Here is an 18,648-nt window from a genome sequence, read left to right as displayed (position 1 = left end):
TATTTTACCATAAATATGATAAAATAGCAGATAGGAGGAAAGGGATGTTTCATAAAAGTAAATTATTTTTCTGGACCTGTGAAGTCCTATTATTAACGATTATATTCTATATTTGGGGAAGTATGGGAAGCCTGATCTCTCCCTTTGTATCCGTTCTGAATACCATTATTCTTCCATTTTTGATTGCTGGTTTCTTGTACTACATCACCAATCCAATCGTAGAATTTTTGGAAAAGAAATTTCATCTAAATCGAATTTTGGGTATTCTATTAACCTTGGTAACCCTTTTTGGATTGATTATTTATGGGATTGTTTATATCCTGCCTATTTTGATCAACCAGTTGACAAGCTTGATTAATTCAACCCAAGGCTTGTATTGGGAAGTGCAAAGTTTTGTGACGAAGTTATCGAAGAATCCAGCCTTTCAGAGTATCAATATCCAATCAACCATTCAGCAGTTAAACCTATCTTATGTGGATATTCTACAAAATATCCTAAACAGTGTGACCAATAGTTTGGGTAGTGTGGTGTCAACGATTGTCAATACACTCTTCATTCTGGTGATGACACCGATATTCCTGGTTTACTTCTTGATTGATGGGAAGAAGTTACTTCCGATGTTAGAGCGGACGATCCTGAAAAATGACCGGCGGAATATTACCTCTCTCTTAGTGAGTCTCAACCAAACAGTTTCTCGCTATATTAGTGGGATTTCTATCGATGCTTTAATCATCGGGACTTTAGCCTTTATTGGCTACAGTTTTATCGGTTTGAAGTATGCCTTGGTCTTTGCCATTTTCTCAGCCTTGGCTATCTTCATTCCTTACATTGGACCGACGATTGGCTTGATACCTATGGTAGTTACTTATGCTTTTACCGATTTCAATATGATGGTCAAAGCAGTCATCTTCATGTTGATTGTTCAACAAATCGATGGAAATATCCTTTATCCACGGATTGTGGGAGGGGTGATGAAGGTGCATCCCATTACTATCATGGTTCTCTTGCTCTTATCCAGTAACATCTATGGTGTCATTGGAATGATCGTGGCGATTCCGGTTTATTCGATTGGTAAAGAAATCGTTAAATTCTTGGTGGCCTTGTATGAAAACCATAAAAAGACACAAGAGCAGCGCAAGCAAGAAGAGTTTGGAATCATTAATAAATCCTAACAGAATAAATAAGAGGCTGGGACAAAAGTCCTAGCCTCTTAAGTGTCTTTGGAATGTCGAGCAAGACGCAGTGGTTGAGTGGGCTCTACTACGCTGATTTCATCAGCTTTTACAATCCTACTCAACTGTGCGGAGGTGGGACGACGAAATCGAATTCTAACGAATGACCGATTTCTGTCCCACTCTCTTTTGAATATAGACTAAGAAAGGGTAAGCTAAGTACTTGAATCGTTAACTTTTACCTTTCCTTTAAGAAAATATGTTATAATGAATTAGTAATGATAGAAAATCAAGGAGTTTCTATAAGATGATAGAATTGCTTGCCAAAAAGCAGCGACGCCAAATGCGTTTGCTAGAAACATTAATTCGAGAGAAGCGCTGGTTTCATTTGAAGGAACTCGCAGAAATGTTAGATTGTACAGAACGGTCATTGAAGGAGGATCTTTCAAATTTACGAACGGTCTTTAAAGAGTTCTTGATTGAGTCTTCGACAAATGGCATTAAGATCAGCTATGATGATTCGGTTGGGATTGAGGTGGTCTACCATCACTTCTTTAAAGAATCTACAGCTTTCTCCCTCTTGGAATACTTGTTCTTCCATAAGGACGTTTCCAGTGACTTAATTTGTAGACGATATGATCTCAGTCAACAATCATTTTATCGCTTGATTCGAAACATCAACCAAATTATTCAGGAAAAGTACAATATTCGAATCACCTTGAATCCTCTAAATGTCGTGGGAGACGAAGTCGATATTCGCTTTTTCTATTCCCAATATTTTGCAGAGCGGTATTATTATTTAGAGTGGCCATTTCCAGATATCAGAGAACAAGTCATCATTGATTTCATCACCTTCTTCTATAAACTGACGGAAATCCCACTGACTTATTCGATCTTTCATTCTTATAAAATTATGCTGACGGTCTATCTTTACCGGATCAAGCAAGGGTATCGGATTGAAGGGGCCAATAATTTTGAACAATACGCCTATCTTTACCAAGAACTCCCAAAAATCAATGAGATGCTTCGTTATTTTGGCCTGCAACTGGGTGTAGAATTTAACGAAGAAACCATTGAACAGCTCTTTATCATTTTTCTGCAGAAACGTTTTTACTTTACTCCGCAGGATCTGATTGATGCTACCGAGGAAGATGCTGTTACAAAAAAATCCTATATTCTAGCCTCTCAATTTCTTGATCACCTGAGTAAATCTTATGGTTTGGAACTTGAGAATTATGAAGAGATGATTATGCATATTCACAATACCGCCTATTTGGAGCGGCGTGAAATCTTTGGTGAATTTCTTCTCTATGATACCAAGAGCTATACCAATGAGGATTATCGCACCCTCTTCCCGAAATTTTATCAGGATGTTGAAACGGGTTTGTATCACTATCTCAAAGAGATGGGCTTTCATGAAAATCCTGAAAACCTCAAGCATCAGATTTATACCGTATTTTCACATTGGGAAAATCTATTGCCTCAACTATTAAGGAGACGGACGGCTGTCAAGGTCTTAATCATTAGCCGATACGATGACCACCATGCTAAGTCCATGATTGATTTCTTAAAATTCTATTGTACGGATAACTTTGAGTTTTCACAGGTCATCAAGCATGACTTTAATCTTCATGAACTAGAGCACACCGAATATGATGTCATTGTTGCCAACTTTATGATTCCGAATATAAAAGGGAAAAAATTTATTTGTACAAGTAGTTTAACCCTTTTGGAACTTGTAGAAAAACTGAATGTACTCTTTTATGATTTCACACGATCTGGAGTATAATGAAGCCTTCCCTCCTCTTTTAGGAGGGAAATTTTTACGACTATGCACCATTTTAAAAAATATGATATAATGGGCATTATTACTATACATTGAGGAGAATATCCATGGAAGACCCTGGCAGTCAGGATTTAATACTGCAATTTGTTTTACTATTTGTATTGACCTTATTTAATGCTTTTTTCTCTGCAACGGAGATGTCGATGGTATCGCTGAATCGTTCTCGGGTAGAACAAAAAGCGGAGGAAGGCGATAAGAAATATATTCGTCTCTTAAAGGTATTGGAAAATCCAAACCACTTTTTATCCACGATTCAGGTTGGTATTACCTTGATTACCATCTTGTCTGGGGCAAGTCTAGCTGATAATCTTGGGAAAGTAATAGCTTCTTGGATGGGAAATACGGAGACAGCGCGTGCGATAGCTAGTTTCCTCTCCTTGGCTTTTCTGACCTATATTTCGATTGTATTTGGTGAGTTATATCCCAAGCGGATTGCTATGAATCTGAAAGATAGCTTGGCTGTTCGGACGGCTCCAATTGTTATTTTACTAGGGGAAATCGTTAGCCCCTTTGTCTGGCTCTTATCGGCATCAACGAATCTAGTTAGTCGTCTGACCCCTATGCAATTCGATGATGCAGACGAAGAGATGTCACGAGATGAGATTGCCTATATGCTGGCTAAGAGTGAAACGAGTCTGGATGCTGACGAGATTGAAATGTTGCAAGGAGTCTTTTCACTAGATGAGCTGATGGCGCGTGAGCTAATGGTTCCTCGTACGGATGCCTTTATGGTGGATATCCAAGATGATACCAGAGAAATCATCGAGAGCATTTTAAAACAGAATTTTTCTCGGATTCCTGTCTATGATGATGACAAAGACAATGTTATTGGTCTCATCCATACCAAGCGCCTCCTCAATGAGGGCTTTGTAAATGGCTTTGATAACATCGCTCTTCGAAAGATCCTTCAGGAACCTCTCTTTGTACCGGAAACAATCTTTGTGGATGACCTCTTAAAGGAACTCCGAAATACACAAAATCAGATGGCTATTTTGCTCGATGAGTATGGAGGAATGGCTGGTCTAGTTACTTTGGAAGACCTTCTCGAGGAAATTGTCGGTGAAATTGATGATGAAACCGATAAGGCTGAAAATGATGTGTTTGAAATTGCCCCCAACCTCTATATCGTTCAGGGGATTGTGACCTTAAATGACTTCAATGAGTATTTTGATGTGAAGCTGGAAAGTGATGATGTGGATACCATTGCAGGCTACTACCTGACTGGTGTCGGACGAATTCCAGGGCACAAGGAGCGCTTGAGTTTTGAAGTAGATAGCATGAAGAAACATTTGATCCTTACAAATGATAAGGTGAAAAATGGTCGTGTCACCAAGGTGAAGGTTGAGGTCAGTGATCTAGTCGATGAAGATGAGCAAGTAACAAAAGTTCAAGAATAAGAGTATGAAATCAGGGGTTTCCCCTGATTTTTTTATGCTCAATTTAGTCGGATTTGCATATCCCATTAAATTCCTTTATAATAAAATTACTACAGGTTAGAAGGAGATAGCAATGAATCAAGAAGAATGGTTAGCAGAGTTTGAGAGAGTCCATGGTCGACCGGCCACTCAAGAGGAGATACAAGAGGCATTTGGTATGTTTGGAAGTCCAGAAACACAAGCGACTCCGGATACACCGGTAAATCCAATTCAATCTCCATTTGAAGGTGCAGCACCTGTTTCCAATCAAGGACAATTTGGGGGTCCCTTACCGTTTCCAGAACAAGCGAAATTTGGAGATGCAGCACCAACTCCAGAACAAACGCCATTTGGAGGTGCGACACCAACTCCAGAACAAACACAGTTTGGAGGTCCAACTCCGACCCAAGCCCCATTTGGAGGTGCAAGTTCAGCTCCAAATCAATTCCAAGGTGGAACAAGTCCGTTTCAACAACAAGGACAAGCTTTTGGTCAAGGTGGAGTCCAACCACAAGCTCCTGTTCAGGGGTCTGCTCAAGCAGGAGCAACCTTCTCGCCCTATAACAATTCTCAGATGCAGGGTGGCTATCCAAATAATGGGCAGTTGAATTACCAGACTAATTCCCCATATATGGGACAAGCCCCGATACCCGGTAAGAAGTCTAAGAAAGGGCTGATTATTGGATTATGTAGTTTAGTTGCAGTTGCTATCTTAGCTGTACTTGCCTTTTTCCTATTTTTTAAAAACTCGAATAATATTCAAGGAAAATGGTCAGCAACTCCTGAAATGAAAAAGACAATGAAGTCTGCTTTTTCAGGCACTTTCTCTACTGCATCAGATATTTCTAGTGAATTTGTAAAAGATATGGATATGATTGTAGAGGTAGAGGGGAAAAAAGTAACCATTAGTGTGATTGGTAAGATTGATTTCAAGGGAGCTGCAAAGGAACTCTATGATGATGGGGACAATGATTTTTACTCTGTTGAGGATGCCTTAGACTATATCCAGGAAAACAGTGAAAATTCCTATTTAGAGGATTTGGGACTTGAAATCGATGTGAAGAAAGGCACTCTTAAAATGGTAGCCTTTGAAGGTGAGGTGGATGAAAAAGATCACCGATTCATTCAGGATGAAGATGCGAGTCATTTCCTTAAATACGACCTCAAGTATAAAATTGAAAATGGAACCCTGAAAGTTTCCGTGGATGGAAATGATTATGGAATTGAATACTCCTTTAAAAAATAAGATATTCGCTTATTTAGGCTCTTTGTCAACTGTAGTGGGTTGATGAAAAGTTATACCCTGGAGAGGACCAAATTGGTTCTCTCCTTTTTGATGTTCTTGTTTTCTACAACAAAATAGGCTCCATAATTCCTATGGTGATATTATCCACTACAGAAATTATAGAGCCATAAAATCAAGGTTTTTCCTGATTTTTATACTCATTTTAGTAGGGTTTGCTTCTCCTATGAATTTCCTTTATAATAAAATAAGTAAAGGTTAGAAGGTGATAGTCATGAAACCAGAAGAATGGTTAGCAGAGTTCGAGAGAGTCCATGGTCGACCGGCCAATCAGGAGGAAATCGAACAGGTTTTTGGTCAGTTTGAAAGTCCAGAAACACAAGCGACACAGGATACGCTGGTAAATCCAATTCAATCTCCATTTGAAGGTGCGACGCCATCACCAGAACAAGCACAGTTCGGAGGTCCAACTCCGACCCAAGCCCCATTTGGAGGTGCAAGTTCAGCTCCAAATCAATTCCAAGGTGCAACAAGTCCGTTTCAACAACAAGGACAAGCTTTTGGTCAAGGTGGAATCCAGCCACAAGCTCCTGTTCAGGAGTCGGCTCAAGAGGGAGCGCCCTTCACATCCTATACCAATGCTCAGATGCAGGGTGGCTATCCAAACAATGGGCAACTGAATTACCAGACTAATTCCTCATATATGGGCCAAGGTCCAATGCCAGTGAAGAAGTCTAAAAAAGGGCTTATTATTGGATTATGTAGTCTAGTTGCCGTTGCAGTTTTGTCTGTGCTTGCCTTTTTGTTATTTGCTAAAAATCCAAATAGTATTCAAGGGAAATGGTCAGCTACTCCTGAAGTGAAGAAAGAAATGACATCTGGTTTTAAAGAAAGTTTCACCTCGACTTTAGATATCTCTGGTGAATTTTTTAAAGATGTCGAAATGATTGTGGAAGTAGAGGGTAACAATGTAAAAATTTCTACATCAGGAAAAGTTGATTTTAAAGGAGCAGCAAAAAAACTCCTTGAAGGCGATAAAAGTTATTTAAATTCTGTGGAAAATGCATTGGAGTACATTGAGGAACGAAGCAAATGGGGTTACTTGAAGGAAATAGGAGTTGAAATTGATGTTAAAAAAGGAACCATAGATATGGTGTTATTTGAAGGCGAGTTATCTGAAAAAACTCATGAATTTCTTGTAGATAGTGGTGGAAACTTTGTAATGCAATACAATCTCAAATATAAATTGGTAAACGGAATCTTAACGGTTTATCAGAATGAAGAGGATGATTTTAAATTCACCTTTAAAAAATAAGATATTCGCTCATTTAGTGCCCTCATCGGGCACTTTTTTGTTTGGTAATGAAGAAAATATAAGATAATTAAAAAAATTCTGAATTTAGGCTTGACAGCCTGAAAAAATTTCGGTAAGATAGTCAACATAAAAAAAACGAAAGCAGAATTTTATGAAAAACACGAACTCCACATTGTTGAATCAAAACTTTTACTTTAGCTACTTTAGATAGTGTTTGTAGACATGAACTCATGGATGCAAACGAAACGAGCAATTTGTTTGTATCTATGTGGCTAAGATTTTTGATTGTGGTCCATATAGATGATATCTAAATGGACGGCAATGCTGGCATACTTTTAAGTTTGTGAGGAATGATACCAACCGTTTAGAATCATCTAAACGGTTTTTTGTATGCTGTTTGAATGTTTTAGAGAAGGAGACATGTTTCATGAAAGTTGTAAAGAAGTTAATTGCCCCGGTTCTGGTAGTTGGTCTACTGATGACCTCCCTCTTGACCCTCCATCACTTGAAGACCTCTAAGCATCAAAAGATTAAGATTGGGATTTCTCAGTATATTACCCATAAGTCTCTTGATGCAACTCGAAAAGGCTTTGTGGAAGAGTTAGCAAAACAAGGCTATTTAGATGGAGAAGAGATTGAAATTGATTATCAAAATGCTCAAGGGGAGCAGAGAAATTTGAAAAACATTTCAAATCAATTATCACAGGAAAGTGACCTTGTGTTTGCCATTGCGACTCCATCAGCACAAAGTATTGCCAATACGAGCAAAAGAACCCCTGTAGTCTTTTCTGCAGTGACGGACCCTCTGGCTGCTAAGTTGGTCAAGAACTTGGATCGTCCTGGTGGCAATGTGACAGGAACGAGTGACCAATCTTCAGATGCGATTACTACACAAGTCGATCTGATTCAAAAGGTTTTGCCAACAGCTAAGACAATCGGAATTCTCTATACGCAAAGTGAGCCCAACTCCGTCGTTCAAAAAGATGAGGCCAAGAAAGTCCTTGAGGCTAAAGGCTACCGTGTCGTAGAGAAAACCATCTTAGACAGTAATAATGTGAAAGCAGCAGCGGACAGTTTGATGTCAGAGGTCGATCTAGTCTTTATTCCAACAGACAACATTATTTCCTCTACGATGGAAACGATCAAACAAGTTTCTTTAAAACACAAAGTTCCAGTCATTGGAGGTTCAATTGAAATGGCTCAAGTAGGAGGGCTCTATACCTATGGGACAGACTACACCGAGTTGGGTCGTCAATCTGCCCGGATGGCGATTCGTATCCTGAAAGGGGAAAAGGCAGCCGATCTGGCAGTGGAAGCCCCTAAAAATCTAGAATTGTATGTTAACAAAGAGATGGCTAAGAAATTAGGAATTGATCTCTCTGGTATGAACGAAAAGAAATAGGAGATGGATGATGGATTTAGTATTATCAAGTTTATCTGAATGTTTATTGTGGTCGATTATGGCCATTGGTATATTCTTAACATTCCGCATTTTAGATATAGCGGATATGACAGCAGAAGGGGCTTTCCCGCTTGGAGCGGCAGTCGTTGCATCCCAAATTCAAGCGGGTCAAAACCCATGGCTAGCAACCCTATTTTCTATTTTTGCAGGGATGTTAGCAGGTCTAGTTTCTGGCCTCCTTCATACTAAGATGAAGATCCCCGCTCTCTTAACAGGGATTGTGACACTGACTGGCCTCTATTCGATCAATATTAAGATCATGGGGGGCGTTCCTAATTTATCCATTGGAGATTCAAGTACCATCTTCAAGTCTGTGATGGGGCTGGGTTTGTCTAATGAGGCTGCTGTCTTTGCTGTTAGTCTTTCTTGTTTGTTATTGGTCTGCCTGATTTTGACTCTCTTAATGAAAACTCAGATTGGCTTGGTTCTTCGTTCAACGGGTGACAATATCCCAATGAGTGAGGCCAATGGGGTGAATGTGGACACCATGAAGATTTTCGGTTATATGATTTCTAATGGCTTGGTGGCATTGTGTGGGGCTCTCTTCGCTCAGACAGATGGCTTCTCAGACGTGACTTCTGGTACAGGTACCATCGTCGTAGGTCTCAGTGCTGTTATTTTAGCAGAAGTCTTGATCCATGATTTGACCATTGGAGGACGCTTGCTTTCGATTGGAGTGGGGGCAATTGTCTACCGCCTCATTATCCTCAATATCTACGAAATTCCAAACCTAGACCAAAACTTGGTCCGTTTGTTTAACGCCATTCTCTTGGCCTTGGTCTTGTTCGCACCAGAAGCCCAGAAACGTCTCAAGATTCGTGGATTGAAATTAAGCAACAACTAGAAGGAGAAGATAAATGGCAACATTGTTAAAAATTGAAGATATCCATAAGACATTCGAAGCAGGTACGGTCAATGAAAACCATGTTCTCAAAGGCTTGGATCTGACAGTAGAAGAAGGAGATTTCATTTCCGTCATTGGAGGAAATGGAGCCGGTAAATCGACCTTGATGAATATTCTGGCAGGTGGCCTGCAAGTGGACCAAGGAGAAATCCTTTTAGAAGGGAAATCGATTAAGCAGACCAGCGTTCGGAAGCGTGCCAAGGATATTGCGCGTGTTTTCCAGGATCCTAAGATGGGGACGGCTTCCCGCTTGACCATTGAAGAAAATATGGCCATTGCTAAAAAACGTGGAGCAAGACGGGGACTCAGTTGGGGGGTCAAAGAAAAAGACCGCGAAGAATTTAAAACGGCTTTGAAGGAACTCAATATTGGTTTGGAAAATCGCCTCAAAGTGGACACGCAATACTTATCAGGGGGACAACGGCAAGCTTTGACCTTGGTCATGGCTGCCTTGGTCAAACCAAAACTCTTGCTACTGGATGAACATACCGCAGCGCTCGATCCAAAGACCAGTGAAATGGTCATGGAATTGACACAAAAAATCGTGGAAAGCCATGATTTGACAACCTTAATGATTACGCATGATATGAACCATGCAATTGAATACGGCAACCGCTTGATCATGCTCTACCAAGGCAAGATCGTGGTCGATGTTAAAGGAGAAGAAAAGAAGAACCTGACAGTTGAAGACTTGATGCGCCTTTTCCATCAGAACAGTGGTGAAACCTTGGTGAGTGACGAATTGGTATTGGGATAAAATAAAGAGAGTGGGACAGAAATCGGTCATTTGTTAGAATTCGATTTCGTCGTCCCACCTCCGCACAGTCGAGTAGGGCTGTAAAAGCTGATGAAATCAGCGTAGTAGAGCCCACTCAACCACTGCGTCTTGCTCGACAATCCAAAGACAATTGAGAGGCTAGGACTTTTGTCCCAGCCTCTTTGTATTGATGTTGTTAGCCACATTTAGCTAATCCTGTTTCTTTTTCTCTAGGAAGCTAGCTGCGAGAACAAGGTTAAGACCCGCTAAGAAGAGTAGGTATGAACTGCTGTGTTCAGTATTCGTTCTTGGAAGTTGTCCTTGCGAAGTCTGATCTTGTTTAGAGGTTGGAACACTCATCAAAGCATCACTGGTATTCGTTGGACTAGGATGCTCTGAAAGAGGAGTATATTGTCCCTTGCTTCCTGAAAAAGCAGAATCCACTTTTTCAGGAAGACTTGAAATGAATGGTCCAGTTTCTAATTTTGTCTTATAGACAATAGCATAGGTTCCTAACTCTTGGACCATGAATTCAATCATGCCCTCTCGAAGTGTAAATTCTAATGGTTGGAGACCTTGATCAGGAGTCAAGACATAGAGTTGCTTCACTTCTCCTGATAGTGGAAGTCGAACCAATACACTTCCCTTCACTGGAACTGGATTTCCCTCTTTATCCCTCAGTTGAAGGTTGAAAGCATCGTAGGTCTCGCCGAAGAGACCTTGGTCAAGGACCTTTTGGATCTCTAAATGACTTTCTGTTCCAATCTCATTTTCTCCACTAATGACCTCTACCTTGCTGGCTTGGTCTTTCAGTACCCGAAGGACATATTCTGGTAGAGAAAGGATAGGTGCTTCTTGTCCAGCTGTGCCGATTGGGTCTGTGTACTCAGGAAGGGTTACTACAGGTGGTTCTTCCTCTCCCAAACTTGTCACAAGAGCAGGTAAGAGAGAGACCACTGGACTAGTGATGGTTTTCCCTCGGATGGCATAGGCTGAGATGATCTGATCTTGTTTTTGATGAGCAGTTTCTGGGATTGGGAGTTCAATTTGCTGGTTTTTAATCGGCAACACTCGATTTCCATCTGATAGGGTGACGTGTTGGTCATCGGTTTTCTTGAGGAAAACAGGATCCTTTGTACCAGGGAATTGTACAGCAATAGCATCCCATTCTCCAGACGGAAGTGTGAGGGTAATGGTTTGATCGCCTGCTTGTATTGGGGCTAGACTTGGAGTATCTAGGGATACTGTTGCTGGCTTCAATATGTCAAATGAATCCAGAGAAATCATCTTTCTACCATCTGGAGAGTTAGGATCCACTGTCAAGGTGAGAATATGATTTCCATTGCTTAAGTTTGTATACTCGCCAATCAATACATTCTTTTCATAGTCAGCACTTGAGTAGAAGTCCAAACTTGGCATTTCTTTTCCATCCAGGGTTACTAAGGCTTTTCCATAGCCAGAAGATTTCAAACCGTAGATGCGGATACCTGTACCAGTGAAAGGAATGATTGCCTTGGCCTCAGAATACTGAGATGGATCTACGTTTTGGAGAGTCGCGTATTTTTCTGTCGTTTGATATAAGCCTGATTCATTCCAGTCTTTGAACAAAGAACCATAGTGGATACGAGGATCTCTGTCATCCATCTTTTCAACAGTCGCGTCTTGACCAGGATAGATTTTAAAATAATCCAAGGAAATTTTTGAGCGTTCATTCCCACGGTTTAAGTGCTCCTTCTTCACGGTCAGAGTTAGGAGGTGATCTCCATCAGGAAGTCCTGTAAAACGACCGATTAGAGCGCTTTTTTCCGTTTCTCCAGATGTGTAGAAATCCAGATTTCCCACTTTTTTTCCATCGATTTGGACTTCTGCTAGGCCCAATTCAGACGATTTGAGACCATAGATTTCAATTCCTCGTCCATTGAAAGAGATGCTAGCAGTTGCATCTTTGTCAGAGTAGCTATCAAGGGATAGGTCGGCGTATTTTTCAGTTCCTGCATACAAGTCAGCATCTTCCCAGTTATTGAAGGCAGGACCGTATTGAACACGAGGATCTCTATCGTCCATCAATTCGACAACTGGTTGGATTGATGCGGCTTCTGATGTTTGCCTTGAGCGCTCCCCAATCATAGCTTTAACGCTATAACTATAGCTATGAAGAGAATCAATGGAACGGTCAATGAAATGAGTGACATTGGTTAGGAATTCTTTGACAGAAGGAGCGTCGCTGCTTTCATCTTTGCTTTCTCGACGAATGATATAGTGAGTCGCATCTTTAACTGGATTGAAATCGAGTTCTGCTGTTACAGCATCTTTTCTCACGGCAGATAGGCGGGTGACCCTCTCTGGTAACTTTTCAAAGGTAACCTGATCCCCTTTTTGAGTGGCAATCTGAATCCGATTGCCTTTCAGAAGAGTTGGTTTGATTTCTTTCCCGTTAATCTTGACAATACTCGACTCGATGTCTGGATAATCGACGACTAAATCTCCACCTGCATGGGAAAGGAAAGCTAATGTCTCTAGATTCTTTTCTTTCCATTTCATGCTGACTTCAAAGTTGCCACGTGCCACGAGACCTGAAACTTGCCCGTCTTTCCAGGCATCTGGAAGGGCTGGTAATGGGGCAATGTAGCCAGTGTGGGATTGAAGGAGCATTTCTGCCATCCCGCTAGTGGCACCAAAGTTACCATCGATTTGGAAAGGCTCGTGGGTATCCCAGAGATTTTCTAGGGTTGAGGATTTGAGCTGTTCTGCCAATAAACGATGGGCACGATTTCCATCAAGCAGACGAGCCCAGAGGTTGATTTTATTGGCCTTAGACCAACCCGTTCCACCATCTCCACGGTGGTTTAAGGTTGCGCGTGCCGCCTCTAGGTATTCAGGCTGATCCTTGTCAAATAAAGTACCTGGGAAGAGACCAACCAGATGAGAAACGTGACGGTGGTGATTTTCAATGCCTTCATTCGTAAATTGAGGACTGTCTTCTTCGTACCATTCCTTGATGCGGCCATCTTGGTTGATATGAAGTGGTTTGAGCTTGTCAAATTTAGCCTTCACTTCGGTAACCAAGTCTTGGTCGACATTGAGATGATTGGCTGCTTCCATATAGTCGTGGAATAGTTGCCAAACCAGAGATTGGTCGAAGGTATTTCCAATCGTAATGGTTCCATGCTCTGGTGAATAGGATGGAGAAGATACCCAACGGTCACTAGATTTGTCGAAGTGCAAGAAGGAATTCCAGAACTTGGCTGTTTCCTTGAGCATTGGATAAATCTTTTCTTTGAGATAGGTTTCATCCTTGGTAAATTTGTAGTAGTCATAGACGTTCTGCATCATCCAAGCATTGGCTGCAGGAGACCAACCCCAATAATAATTCCAACCTGGAGTTGTCCAGCCAAATGGTGTCGCCTGCGTATGAACGAGCCATCCGTTTTCTTGTCCTTCTTTGGATTCGATACCTGCATATTCTTTAGCGGCGATACGGCCATAGTAGCGCATGTCATCAATATAATTGACCATTGGCCTAGCAGTTTCTGCAAGATTGTTCATGTAGGCAGGCCAGTAGTTCATTTGTAGGTTGACATTGAGGTGGTAATCTGAGTTCCAAGGTGGATTGTCTACAGCATTCCAGACTCCTTGCAAGTTGGCAGGAAGGGCATCCGTCCGATCACGAGACGAACTGATGAGGAGATAACGTCCGTATTGGAAGAAGAGCTCTTCTAGTTTTTGTCCTTTTGTTGGATCATAGGTTTGGAGGGCTTCTTTTGTAGTTTGGCTAGATTTGTTACCCCCAAGATTTAGTTGAACACGGTTGAAAAGACTTTGATAGTCCTTGATGTGGTCGTGTTTTAGAGTTTCATAGTCTTTTTCTTTGGCAGCTTCAACGATCGATTTGACAGTTTCTTCTAAATTAATCTCTTTCCGATAATTAGTTTTTGGATTTTGAGCAAAGTTGGTCTTGGCACTGAGTAAAAGGGTCGCATAGCTGGCTCCAGTGACGGTCAAATAGCCGTCTTGGGCAGTGACTTGTCCGTCCGTCTTGATTCCAAGATAGGAAGCAAATTGAAGACCATTATCTTTGACAGTCCCCTTGAGCAAAATACCATTCGAATCAGTGGTAACTCCTCCTTGTTTATAATTCGAATATTCCCAAGAGTAATCGCCATTCGCAAGTAAATCTTCTGTCAAGCTATTCCAAAGGGTAAAATCAAGGGTCTTATCCCCTTTTTTACTCAAGTGGGTCACTGTAACATCGTCAGGATAGCTAGAGAAGGTTTCGCGTTTAAAAGTGGTTCCATCTTGGCTATAAGAAGTAGTCGTGATAGCTTCAGTAATATCTAAGCCACGATGATAGTCGGTAACATTCTCCAGGCCTTTCTTTTGGTTGTTGAAGACCATAAAGATATCACCAAAAGATAAGTAACGGCCATACTGAGCATTGTTTGGGCCTACTAGATGTTCTTCGGCTAATTGTTTGGCTTTTTGGCGGTTTCCTTCTTCCAATGCTTTACGAATTTCTGCTAAGACCTTATGGCGATCCTGATAGTTTCCTCCGTTGTAGTCGGTGCTATCTGGTTGTGGTCCTCCAGACCAAAGAGTTTTTTCGTTGTATTGGATTCTTTCTTCACCGATGAGTCCGAAAACCTTAGCCCCCATTTCCCCGTTTCCGACTGGGAGGGCTTGTTTTTCCCACCCATCATAGGTAGCAGCAGCAGGTTGATTGTAACTTAATTGATAATCTGTTTGTTTTGCCACAGGAGTCTCAACTTTCATCGTTTCCGTATCTTTATTCGTCTCAATCGAAGTAGTCGAATCGTCTGTATGATGACTTTCAACAGCTCTATCAGGAGTTGAGCTTCTTTCTTCAGAAATAGGAGCGATATGTGGATTCTCTGACTTGGATCCTCCAGTTCTGTCAGTCGGACTCTCTATTGATGGGGCAGCTTCAAGGTGGTTGCTTTCGTTTTGACTTCCAACAATACTATCAGCATCTACCTGGTGTAAGCTGAGAAAAAATGCACCTAGTAAAACAGAAGCAGTGCCAACTGTTAGTTTGCGGATACTATAACGACAGGATGTTTCCCAAAATCTTTGGTCCATAGAACTCTCCTCTAATTTTTGAGACCGCTTACATTTTTGATTAAAGACAGTCCCTTCATATTTATTTCTATCAAATCCAATTTAATAGGGAAACAGGAAAATGTCAATAGCATTTAGATAAGATGCATATTTGAGAGTGTTATTTCTTAAAATAGTAGAGAAATAAGAGATAAATAAGCTATTTATTTTTGCCATAGAGAATCGGAAAGAGTAAGACCGGATTAAATGTCCTGTACTAATACAATGGTATGTAATTGAAAAACAGTTTATTTTCTAAAAAATCATTAAAATCCTTTTATTCACAAGGAATCATGTTATAATAAAACCATGAAACGTTTTCAAGAGAGAAGGACAAGACATGGAAAATGAAACAGTTGACTATGGAAAAGTAACAGGAATGGTACACTCTACGGAAAGCTTCGGTGCTGTAGATGGACCAGGGATCCGTTTTATTGTCTTTCTTCAAGGCTGTCAAATGCGGTGTCAGTATTGCCATAACCCGGATACTTGGGCTATGGAAACCAACAAGTCTCGTGAACGAACAGTAGATGATGTATTGGAAGAAGCCCTCCGCTATCGTGGTTTTTGGGGCCAAAAAGGTGGGATCACTGTCAGTGGCGGAGAAGCCCTCTTGCAGATAGATTTCTTGATTGCCTTCTTCACCAAAGCTCAAGAGTTGGGCATTCACTGTACGCTTGATACTTGTGCTCTTCCTTTCCGAAATACCCCTCGTTACTTGGAAAAATTTGACAAGCTGATGGCAGTGACTGATTTGGTGCTCCTTGATATTAAGGAAATCAATGATGAACGGCACAGATTTGTAACCAGTCAGACAAACAAGAATATTTTGGCCTGTGCCAAGTATTTATCTGATATTGGGAAGCCTGTTTGGATTCGTCACGTCTTGGTGCCAGGTTTGACAGACCGAGATGATGATTTGATCGAACTTGGAAAATTTGTCAAAACCCTTAAAAATGTTGATAAATTTGAAATTCTGCCCTACCATACCATGGGTGAGTTCAAATGGCGAGAATTGGGCATTCCTTATTCCCTAGAAGGAGTAAAACCTCCAACAAAAGAACGGGTTCAGAATGCTAAGGACTTGATGGAAACTGAAAGCTACCAAGATTACTTGAAACGGGTTAAAGGATAAATAGATCGAGACAGTTGGTTCTTCCAGCTGTCTTTTTTCTGATGAAATGCATCACTATTCCCTTTCTTTAAACGGAAAAACGTGCTAAAATAGAGTGAATCTATAAATGAAAATGAAGAGGTAGAAACATGTCAAAAATTCTTGTTTTTGGTCACCAAAACCCTGATTCAGATGCTATTGGCTCATCTGTAGCCTTTGCTTATCTTGCAAAAGAAGCTTATGGTTTGGATACAGAAGCAGTGGCTCTTGGAACTCCAAATGAAGAAACAGCTTTCGTGTTGGACTATTTTGGTGTGGAAGCACCACGCGTCATCACATCAGCTAAAGCAGAAGGTGCAGAGCAAGTCATCTTGACGGACCACAATGAATTCCAACAATCAGTATCAGATATTGCTGAAGTAGAAGTTTACGGTGTAGTGGATCACCACCGTGTGGCTAACTTTGAAACTGCCAGCCCACTTTACATGCGTTTGGAACCAGTAGGATCAGCATCTTCTATCGTATACCGCATGTTCAAAGAACATGGTGTAGCAGTGCCAAAAGAAATCGCAGGTTTGATGCTTTCAGGTTTGATTTCAGATACCCTTCTTTTGAAATCTCCAACAACTCATCCATCTGATAAAGTGATTGCGCCTGAATTGGCTGAATTGGCTGGTGTGAACTTGGAAGAATACGGTCTTGCCATGCTTAAGGCTGGTACCAACTTGGCAAGCAAATCAGCAGAAGAATTGATCGACATCGATGCTAAGACTTTTGAACTCAACGGAAACAACGTTCGTGTGGCTCAAGTCAATACAGTTGATATTGCTGAAGTTTTGGAACGCCAAGCTGAAATCGAAGCAGCTATCCAAGCAGCAAATGCAGCTAACGGATACTCTGACTTTGTTTTGATGATTACAGACATCGTCAACTCAAACTCAGAAATTTTGGCTCTTGGTGCCAACATGGACAAGGTAGAAGCAGCTTTCAACTTCAAACTTGAAAACAACCACGCTTTCCTTCCAGGTGCCGTTTCACGTAAGAAACAAGTGGTACCACAATTGACTGAAAGCTTTAATGCATAATGATAAATGGGGAAACCCATTATAAAAAAGGAGTTTCGACTCCTTTTTTGCTAGGAGAGAAGTATGTTAGAAAATGGTGATTTGATTTTTGTGAGAGAAAATACGGAAATGGGGCAGGCCATCCAGGCTTCGACAGGTAACTACAGTCACGTGGCTATCTTTTTGGACGGACAGGTCTTTCATGCTACAGTGGAAGGTGGCGTCCTTGCCCAGGCCTCTGAGGACTTCTTTGAAGCTGGAAAAGTCTATGACCTTTATCGCTATGCGGCGATTGATCACGAAGAAGTCAAAAAGCGGGCAGAAAACCTTTTAGGGTCTCCCTACAATGCGTCCTTTTATCCAGATGGAGTTGGTTATTACTGTTCCCAGTTCATCGCTGAATTACTTCCTATCTTTGAAACCATTCCCATGAAGTTTGGAGATGATGAGCAGCAGATTAGTGATTTCTGGAGAGATTACTATAAAGAACTAGGATTAGCTGTACCTCTGAATCAGCCTGGTACTAATCCCAGTCAGTTAGCCCAGTCTCCCCGTCTACAGTTTAAAGAAAGATATACGGATGATTACAATCATTAATCCCACACGTTTGACACGTCAGCCTTTTTTTAAGGATTTGATCAACTATCTGGATCAGCAGAATGATGTGATCCTGCGGCAAATCAAGGCCCAATTTCCAGATCAGCCGGTGGACAAGCTGATGGAAGAATATATCAAAGCGGGCTTCATTCTTCGAGAAAATAAACGCTACACCCTCAGCCTACCTTTCTTGGAATCTTCTGAAGCAGTCAACTTGGATCAAGAGATCTTTGTCCGAGAAGATAGTGAACTTGATCAGGAACTGAAAGCCAAGGTCTTCCAAACGGAACTTCGCAACACGACCAATGCAGCGATTCTCATAGAAGAGACAGACTTCGAGCGAAAGGCACAGACACTGTCCAATTACTTTTACAAGGTGAAACACCAATACCCTTTGACGGAGGGTCAAGAGAAACTCTATGCCATCTTGGGAGATGTCAATCCCGAATATGCACTCAAGTATATGACCAGCTTTTTGCTCAAGTTCCTCAAAAAAGATGAAGTCCAGCAAAAGCGCAGAGACATCTTTGTCGATAGTTTAGAGGTCTTAGGCTATATCCGAAAAAATGATGAAGGGAAATATGAATTAGCAGTGGACTTGGACAAGGAAAGACTGATATTTTTGAAACACTAGAAAAGGCTAG

13 protein-coding genes are annotated in these 18,648 nt (G+C 41.2%); 12 read left to right on the top strand and 1 reads right to left on the bottom strand.

The features are described 5' to 3' along the window. Positions 1-44 precede the first annotated feature (44 nt). The 8 genes from DW930_RS04835 to DW930_RS04795 all read left to right on the top strand — a co-directional run bounded on the left by DW930_RS04835 (position 45) and on the right by DW930_RS04795 (position 10,114). Positions 45-1,172: an AI-2E family transporter gene (locus DW930_RS04835; RefSeq protein ID WP_123159483.1), complete on the top strand. Its 1,128-nt coding sequence runs from the start codon at positions 45-47 to the stop codon at positions 1,170-1,172. A 307-nt stretch (positions 1,173-1,479) separates the two neighbouring features. Next, positions 1,480-2,961 (top strand): M protein trans-acting positive regulator PRD domain-containing protein, encoded by a 1,482-nt coding sequence (locus DW930_RS04825; RefSeq protein ID WP_117744565.1) that lies wholly within the window; start codon positions 1,480-1,482, stop codon positions 2,959-2,961. A gap of 104 nt (positions 2,962-3,065) precedes the next feature. Beyond that, positions 3,066-4,415, top strand: coding sequence for a hemolysin family protein (locus DW930_RS04820; protein ID WP_023024065.1), 1,350 nt, complete (start codon positions 3,066-3,068; stop codon positions 4,413-4,415). Positions 4,416-4,527: 112 nt separating this feature from the next. Next, the gene (locus tag DW930_RS04815; protein WP_023024064.1) at positions 4,528-5,679 is read left to right on the top strand and encodes a hypothetical protein; all 1,152 of its coding nucleotides are present in this window, start codon (positions 4,528-4,530) and stop codon (positions 5,677-5,679) included. 271 nt (positions 5,680-5,950) lie between these two features. After that, positions 5,951-6,991, top strand: coding sequence for a hypothetical protein (locus DW930_RS04810; protein ID WP_023027138.1), 1,041 nt, complete (start codon positions 5,951-5,953; stop codon positions 6,989-6,991). Between the two features lie 427 nt (positions 6,992-7,418). Further along, the gene (locus DW930_RS04805; protein ID WP_123159482.1) at positions 7,419-8,393 is read left to right on the top strand and encodes an ABC transporter substrate-binding protein; all 975 of its coding nucleotides are present in this window, start codon (positions 7,419-7,421) and stop codon (positions 8,391-8,393) included. A 10-nt stretch (positions 8,394-8,403) separates the two neighbouring features. Then, the gene (locus tag DW930_RS04800; RefSeq protein WP_123159481.1) at positions 8,404-9,297 is read left to right on the top strand and encodes an ABC transporter permease; all 894 of its coding nucleotides are present in this window, start codon (positions 8,404-8,406) and stop codon (positions 9,295-9,297) included. 13 nt (positions 9,298-9,310) lie between these two features. Then, positions 9,311-10,114, top strand: coding sequence for an ATP-binding cassette domain-containing protein (locus DW930_RS04795; RefSeq protein ID WP_123159480.1), 804 nt, complete (start codon positions 9,311-9,313; stop codon positions 10,112-10,114). Positions 10,115-10,324: 210 nt separating this feature from the next. Here the strand turns inward: DW930_RS04795 and DW930_RS04790 are convergent, their stop codons facing one another. Then, on the bottom strand, positions 10,325-15,211 hold the full coding sequence (locus DW930_RS04790) for a glycoside hydrolase N-terminal domain-containing protein (RefSeq protein WP_123159479.1): 4,887 nt from the start codon (positions 15,209-15,211) through the stop codon (positions 10,325-10,327). Between the two features lie 358 nt (positions 15,212-15,569). Between DW930_RS04790 and pflA the strand changes: the two genes are divergently transcribed. From pflA to DW930_RS04770, 4 genes are all read left to right on the top strand, one after another. Further along, a complete protein-coding gene (gene pflA, locus DW930_RS04785) occupies positions 15,570-16,364 on the top strand; it encodes a pyruvate formate-lyase-activating protein (protein ID WP_023024058.1) in 795 nt (264 codons plus the stop codon). Positions 16,365-16,492: 128 nt separating this feature from the next. Then, the gene (locus tag DW930_RS04780) at positions 16,493-17,428 is read left to right on the top strand and encodes a manganese-dependent inorganic pyrophosphatase (protein WP_048689738.1); all 936 of its coding nucleotides are present in this window, start codon (positions 16,493-16,495) and stop codon (positions 17,426-17,428) included. A 63-nt stretch (positions 17,429-17,491) separates the two neighbouring features. Further along, the gene (locus DW930_RS04775) at positions 17,492-18,004 is read left to right on the top strand and encodes a YiiX/YebB-like N1pC/P60 family cysteine hydrolase (RefSeq protein WP_123159478.1); all 513 of its coding nucleotides are present in this window, start codon (positions 17,492-17,494) and stop codon (positions 18,002-18,004) included. Continuing rightward, positions 17,988-18,638, top strand: coding sequence for a DUF1803 domain-containing protein (locus DW930_RS04770; protein WP_123159477.1), 651 nt, complete (start codon positions 17,988-17,990; stop codon positions 18,636-18,638). The genes DW930_RS04775 and DW930_RS04770 overlap by 17 nt, the downstream gene beginning before the upstream one ends. The last annotated feature ends 10 nt before the right edge of the window (positions 18,639-18,648 follow it).

It is taken from the genome of Streptococcus sp. AM43-2AT, assembly GCF_003603405.1.
Classification (GTDB): Bacteria; Bacillota; Bacilli; order Lactobacillales; family Streptococcaceae; genus Streptococcus; species Streptococcus ilei.
Note: the sequence above shows the minus strand (reverse complement) of the source record. Positions and strands in the feature narration are given on the sequence as shown.

Excerpts from the sequence above, each read along its gene's own strand:
- DW930_RS04835 (WP_123159483.1), top strand. The coding sequence starts at position 45 with ATGTTTCATAAAAGTAAATTATTTTTCTGGACCTGTGAAGTCCTATTA.
- DW930_RS04825 (WP_117744565.1), top strand. The coding sequence starts at position 1,480 with ATGATAGAATTGCTTGCCAAAAAGCAGCGACGCCAAATGCGTTTGCTA.
- DW930_RS04820 (WP_023024065.1), top strand. The coding sequence starts at position 3,066 with ATGGAAGACCCTGGCAGTCAGGATTTAATACTGCAATTTGTTTTACTA.
- DW930_RS04815 (WP_023024064.1), top strand. The coding sequence starts at position 4,528 with ATGAATCAAGAAGAATGGTTAGCAGAGTTTGAGAGAGTCCATGGTCGA.
- DW930_RS04810 (WP_023027138.1), top strand. The coding sequence starts at position 5,951 with ATGAAACCAGAAGAATGGTTAGCAGAGTTCGAGAGAGTCCATGGTCGA.
- DW930_RS04805 (WP_123159482.1), top strand. The coding sequence starts at position 7,419 with ATGAAAGTTGTAAAGAAGTTAATTGCCCCGGTTCTGGTAGTTGGTCTA.
- DW930_RS04800 (WP_123159481.1), top strand. The coding sequence starts at position 8,404 with ATGGATTTAGTATTATCAAGTTTATCTGAATGTTTATTGTGGTCGATT.
- DW930_RS04795 (WP_123159480.1), top strand. The coding sequence starts at position 9,311 with ATGGCAACATTGTTAAAAATTGAAGATATCCATAAGACATTCGAAGCA.
- DW930_RS04790 (WP_123159479.1), bottom strand. The coding sequence starts at position 15,211 with ATGGACCAAAGATTTTGGGAAACATCCTGTCGTTATAGTATCCGCAAA.
- pflA (WP_023024058.1), top strand. The coding sequence starts at position 15,570 with ATGGAAAATGAAACAGTTGACTATGGAAAAGTAACAGGAATGGTACAC.
- DW930_RS04780 (WP_048689738.1), top strand. The coding sequence starts at position 16,493 with ATGTCAAAAATTCTTGTTTTTGGTCACCAAAACCCTGATTCAGATGCT.
- DW930_RS04775 (WP_123159478.1), top strand. The coding sequence starts at position 17,492 with ATGTTAGAAAATGGTGATTTGATTTTTGTGAGAGAAAATACGGAAATG.
- DW930_RS04770 (WP_123159477.1), top strand. The coding sequence starts at position 17,988 with ATGATTACAATCATTAATCCCACACGTTTGACACGTCAGCCTTTTTTT.